At 52.6% G+C, this 5397-nt stretch carries 9 protein-coding genes; 2 read left to right on the plus strand and 7 right to left on the minus strand.

Annotated features, from left to right (window positions below):
- Window positions 1-574 (plus strand): hypothetical protein (locus EIY71_RS28310; protein WP_218568803.1); only part of this gene is annotated, 574 nt, incomplete at its 5' end.
- 13 nt (window positions 575-587) lie between these two features.
- A complete protein-coding gene (locus EIY71_RS28315; RefSeq protein ID WP_134023986.1) occupies window positions 588-1229 on the plus strand; it encodes a hypothetical protein in 642 nt (213 codons plus the stop codon).
- A gap of 23 nt (window positions 1230-1252) precedes the next feature.
- Here EIY71_RS28315 and EIY71_RS28320 read toward each other — a convergent pair whose 3' ends face one another.
- From EIY71_RS28320 to EIY71_RS28650, 7 genes are all read right to left on the minus strand, one after another.
- Window positions 1253-1837: a tail assembly protein gene (locus EIY71_RS28320; RefSeq protein ID WP_134023988.1), complete on the minus strand. Its 585-nt coding sequence runs from the start codon at window positions 1835-1837 to the stop codon at window positions 1253-1255.
- Between the two features lie 3 nt (window positions 1838-1840).
- A complete protein-coding gene (locus EIY71_RS28325) occupies window positions 1841-2203 on the minus strand; it encodes a hypothetical protein (RefSeq protein WP_134023990.1) in 363 nt (120 codons plus the stop codon).
- Window positions 2204-2254: 51 nt separating this feature from the next.
- Complete coding sequence (locus EIY71_RS28330; RefSeq protein WP_134023992.1) at window positions 2255-3085, minus strand: hypothetical protein; 831 nt, start codon at window positions 3083-3085, stop codon at window positions 2255-2257.
- A 4-nt stretch (window positions 3086-3089) separates the two neighbouring features.
- A complete protein-coding gene (locus EIY71_RS28335; RefSeq protein ID WP_256661113.1) occupies window positions 3090-3302 on the minus strand; it encodes a hypothetical protein in 213 nt (70 codons plus the stop codon).
- Entirely contained in the window at window positions 3289-3720 is a 432-nt protein-coding gene (locus tag EIY71_RS28340) for a hypothetical protein (protein ID WP_134023994.1), read from the minus strand. Before EIY71_RS28340 ends, EIY71_RS28335 begins: the two co-directional genes overlap by 14 nt.
- Window positions 3717-4133, minus strand: coding sequence for a DUF5681 domain-containing protein (locus EIY71_RS28345; protein WP_122699424.1), 417 nt, complete (start codon window positions 4131-4133; stop codon window positions 3717-3719). Before EIY71_RS28345 ends, EIY71_RS28340 begins: the two co-directional genes overlap by 4 nt.
- Window positions 4134-4944: 811 nt before the next feature.
- Window positions 4945-5397: hypothetical protein (locus EIY71_RS28650; protein ID WP_166673457.1), on the minus strand; the 453-nt coding region annotated here is incomplete at its 5' end.

The following is a 5397-nucleotide window of genomic DNA, read 5'->3' on the forward strand; positions in this document are numbered from 1 at the left end:
TATTAAGCCGAATGGTCTCGAGTATCTCATGCTGCTTGAGGATGCTCCAGGTATTGGTAAAACGAAACTCACTCCATTCATAAATACGCTTTTGAAAACATTTTTAACTCAAGAGTATGAGAGTCTTGAGGGCGGTGTCTTGAACTGTTATCCGGTTATAGGCTTTGATCACCTTGCAAGTCAATCTCTCTTGGACGATTTGGAAAAGGGTGAGTTAAGGTTTATTGAGCTGTTTAAGAATCAGACTATTAATGAACTTGATGAAGATCCTTTCCTTGATAAAGTTACGACGACCGTTAAGATTAAAGCGGTCTCTAATGCTCATGGCCAACCAGCTGTCGATTTCATCAACCGCGCTAAAGACCTGGGTAACGAAAAAGGTTACCCTGAAATGCGGGTCGTTTTCAAAAGGCCTGAGGGAAAGCAAAGATCCGTTAGGCTTTCCACGTTGCGCGAGGACGCAGGCGACGCGGTTTTTGGCCGCATGGAATTGATCACAACGGATTATGATCTACCGCAATGTGCGGCAGAACTGGATGATGAATTTTTGAAGAAAATGAGAGCTCTTAAATGATGAAGGGGGTTGTATGAGCAGTATTCATCGATTGCTTACGCCCCTTTCTTATCTTCGTATTGAAAGGCAGGATAAAGTCACTGATGAATTAGTTATACCAGGCCTTGTTACATTTGCTTTGGTTGCTGTGCTATTTTATTTTTCAGGAAAAATACCGGTTTTTTCTGAAAAGGGTGTAATAAGCGTAATTGTCGGGTATTTGCAGATAGTGTCCGGTTTTTACATCGCTTCTTTAGCAGCTGTGGCTACTTTTAACAAGGATTCGATGGATAAGCCTATGCCAGGTATTCCTGTTCTTCTTCGATCAAGAAGGAAGAAGAAAGGTCGGTCGGAGGCATTGTCTCGGCGTAGGTTTCTGTGTTTCTTATTTGGTTATTTATCTTTCATGTCGCTGTTTTTGTATTTTGGCGGAAGTGCTTTGGTTTTATTGGCGCCACACATTAAGGCTATATTTTCAGGTGGCCTGTTTTTGTTTTTGAAGTGGGTTGTTGTGGCTGTGTACATTTTTCTTACCTCAAATATGCTCGTAACCACATTGCTTGGCCTTTATTACATGACTGATCGGATTCACAGGCGAGAGGCAACTTTCGTTAAACCGATGACTGCGCCAGTTGAGGATGATGAGGAAAGCGACGAAGACGACGAAAGGTATTAAATCTTTGCTCCGTCGCGTGAGAGTTAGATTTTATCCTCCGCATGTATAGAGGCGGAAATAATGATTCCGCCCCAACGGCGCTCGCCAATGCAGATCGGCACCGGGTTGCCGCTGGCTGTGGTGTTCTTGGCACTGCCAAAGGCGTAGGACGGCGCGTTTTCGGGGGATGCGCTCTGCTTCAGGCCGGTGGCTTGTGGGCTTAGCATCTGAATGACGCCGCCGGCGGCGAGTGCAATCCCTGGTGCTAAGGTCGCGCCGTTCGTTACTGAGCTCATGGCGATCAGAACCACTCCAAGTACAGTTTGAAACAGACCTGCACGCTTGCTGCCAGCGATTACCGGGACGATCCGGATCTCCTGAGCGCCACCCGTCTTCAGCTCGCGCTCGCCGATGTTCTTGCGGTTCCGGAACACTGCGAATTCGAGACCTTTCCGTTTGGCATCTGCGAGGTACTTCGCAAACCCAGGGTGATTGACGTCGATCGCTTTCACAGCTTCCCGCGTGTCGCCGGTGGAGAGTTCGTAAATGTGTTCGCGCCCGAACAGCTTACCGGCCGAGCCGCTCAGCAGGATGCGGGTTTTGGTGCCGTAGTTGGTGGCCATAGCCATGATTTACTCCTTGGCGCCCTGGGCGCTGTTGTTGGGTACCGACACACCCAGTCGGATGGCGAGCAGCCAGCGCGACATATGCGCCTGGTCGAGCGTCACCTGTTCGTGTCGCGGGTCGTAGTTCCAGATCCGGTCGTAAATCCCCTGGTAGGCCCTGGCACCGCGGAAGGTGCCGCGCAGGAGATCGGCTGACACCCGGGCTTCGTCCTCAGTGAAGAACGGCCCGTCAATGGTCACCTTCTGGCCGTCGCGGACGTGCTGGACATCCCACACGACGTAGCCAGAGTCAGGGCTTTGTTTCAACGTGTAGGGTGCAAAGCGAGTTGTCTTGCACGCCTCGGCGAAGCGCTGTTGGTAGGTGGTCAAGGTAGTTGCTCCTAGTTGGCGGCCGACTGTGGCGACCGCACGCCGGGACGCTTACGCGGCTTCTGATTCTTCTGCTGCTTTTGGTTTTTCTCGGGCTGGGATTTTGTCCAGCCAAGCGCGTAAAGCTTCGGAGCCTTCACAACCGGATCGCCATTTTTCGAATCGGCCGGTATAGCCTGCGGAGTTGGCAATCATGCTGCTAAGTGACACGCCAACTTGCGAAGTGGTAGCGAGCACATCGTCGTAAACGGCCAGCATTTGACGGAGAACGTCAATGTCATCTGCGCGAGAGGCGGCGATGCCCGCCCGGGAAAGGCTCGCTGCTGCTTCAGAGTTGAGGCCAGAGAGCATCGGATTTGCTCTCAGCACTGCTTCGACGATATCGGGGTGACCACCCCGGCGCGCCTCGGACATGAGGTTGCGGCGTTCTTCCGGACTGAGGCCTCGCACAAGGGCTCTCAATTCTTGGTCTGCGAGAAAGCCTGCGATATCGCTACTCGCGCGCGGAGTGACAGGAGAGAAGCCTTGGGTGACGGTTTCGGCCAGGGTGAGCATATCCTTCGCGACCGACTGCATTGCAGGAAGCAGGGCGTCTGTCACGCCTGCGATTTTCTCTTTGCTCAAGCGCTCGATCGCGGACGAGTTGAAATCTTTGTTTTCTCGGATTGAGACAATTTCTTCGCCGAAGTCTTTGAAGGTCTCCAGCGCCAGTGTCTGAAGCTGGCGAGCGGACTTCATCAAACCACCGGCTTGCCATACGCCTTTGGTCCCGTCCGGACGCTGGATAGAGAAGGTGTGAGACTCAATGCGGGAGTGCTCGTATTCGGAGTAGTGGAGGTTGGCCAAGCCGACCTTGAGAACTGAGCGTTTGCCGATTTTCATTGCGTTACCTTTGGATTGTTTGGGATTGGGGTAGGGCGGTCGAGGATGTAGAGGCGTTGAAAATATCGAGAAGAGAGGCTTCCCCGATGGCGGCGGCACCGCCGGCGGCTTCAGCGCTCAACTCGTCCATCAGCTGACTGATTTGCCGAACGTCGCTGCTAAATTGGGAGTCGCCGGCCGCCTGCTTCAGTCGGGCGATTTGGTTACGGATGTTCATCGCGCGCCTCAACGATCCGCTGGTAATGCTCTGCAGCGTGCTGCTCAACCGAGACACCTTCAGGAGGCCAGGTAACGATCCAAGCCCCTTCCTCGGGCGCGGCGCGTATATCGAGAATGCCGACTTGAGCTGTCCGGCCGGCGCGCTCAATTTGTCGAGTGTGAAGAATGATGGCTTTCGCCATTTGCTCACCCTGGTCGCTATCCATCTCTGCGAAGGGGAAGAACAGCGATACATTCCGCCCCTGAATTCGATAGTCGACTTGATGCCCAGCGGTTTTCGGAAAGTCTTCTTCCGCTTGGATCTCTCTGGTATTGGCTCGGATCACCGCAAGCACGATCAGCAGTACCGTCTCATCGGCCGCTCCGATCTTCTGGGCGATCCTTTGCAGTTCTGCTTTCAATGATTTGATGCTCATTGCTGCATTCCCTCCATTTGCGTGCGGAGTTCTTCAACGGCCTTCTGAAGTTCAGCGACTTCGATCACCCGGGAGACGGCGCCCAAGCCTTCGATGAGCGACTTGCCCTGGTCGGGCGCGAGTTGTCCGCCGGCAACGGCACGCATGATTGATTTGGCTGCGCTCGGCAGGTCCGTGTCGTCGAGTTCGAATTGCACCGGCTCAGAGGTCGGTTTGATTGGCGGGACAAGGCGCTCAAGGATCAATCGGCAGGCCTGCATATCGCCCTTCTTGGCAGCAGCGAGCACCTTCTTGGTAACTGCGTCAGCACCCTCGGCAAGTCGAGCGCGAAGCTCCTGTGTTTGCCCGGAGCGTCCACCTGGATTGCCTGACTGCCCGGGCTTCCATTTCCCGCTTTTGTCGCGTTCAGTCATGCGGCGGGCGATTCCATGGCAATGACCGGTTTGTTTTCCGCAAGTGCGATGAGGAGGGCGGATGCTTGGATGCTTCCTTCGCTGGCAGCGTCGCGCAGGCGGCCCCACGCCGCGGCCACCTCTGAGCGAGTCGGTTTATGTTGTCGACCTCGAGCGGTCTTGGCTGTGTTCATGGGATGGCCTCAAGTGGATTTGAATTGGCTTCAAACCCACATTAGGCATGATCTGGTCTTATATCCAGTGTTTTTTAGGTGCACCTCAGGTGCTACACGTAACGGGACGGAATGGGACTGAAATAGTTGGTTTCGCCGATCGAGAAAGGGGGGATTTTTGTTGCAGTAAGTTGGCAATAGCCAAAGTGATACACGGCCGAACTTTCGGCCCAGTCATTCATCCTGCGGGGCAGGTTGGGAAGTTACTGGGGAGTGGCGGGACTTCCTCAATTTGAGGAACTCTCCCCAGTGGGGGAAGTTGAACGATCCAACCCCCGCTGGGGGCCGGACCTGAAATCCCATTCCGGTAGGGCAGGTGTCGCGACACGTTTTGCGAATTATGAAAACGTGTCGCGTACCAATGACTAGCTTCGGATCTTGCGAGGGACAGGTTTACTCCGTCGGTGGAAACCTTCCCTCAATAGGCGTGATCCTCCATTGGGGAAATAACCCTGAACGGTGGAAATTTAGAACTACAGAGAAGTCCAAGGTGGTTCGCGACCAGGGCGAAGTGAGGGAATCCCACTTTGGTCCGGAAGGCTCTAATGGAATCATCGGCATTACCTCCAGCCCTGCTACGGCGTGCTGTCAGGAACGGTTTAGTCTGACAGGTATTTGTAGGGGCCAGACATATATGGCGTGAATATATCTAGATCTTCATCCAATATTCCAATCACGATAAGGATGTTTTCTAATACGGTGTCGACCTTGTACTCATGCAATAAATCAATAAGAGCGGCGGCCTCGCTATCTGAGCTCAAGCAAAATGCCAAAGTATAGGTGACTATGTCTTCAGTATTCAGATGATGTGTCGCTCTGCTAATAAGATTTTTTATTAGTGTGGGGAAAATTTTTTCATCTATTTGTGTGGGCCTGATTTCGTAAGCGTGACTGAATCCGTTATTTTGCACTATTAGATCTAGCTTTTCGCTAGCTACTTCTTTTCCTCCCCAAGATAGTGCCCAGTCACGAAATGGTATTTTGGCCTTTCTGACATTTTCTAATACTTGCAGAGGAGTAAGTTTTCTTTTTTTATTCTCTTTTGATGTGTC

This window comes from Pseudomonas sp. CH235, from assembly GCF_004368175.1.
Lineage (GTDB): Bacteria > Pseudomonadota > Gammaproteobacteria > Pseudomonadales > Pseudomonadaceae > Aquipseudomonas > Aquipseudomonas paraglycinae.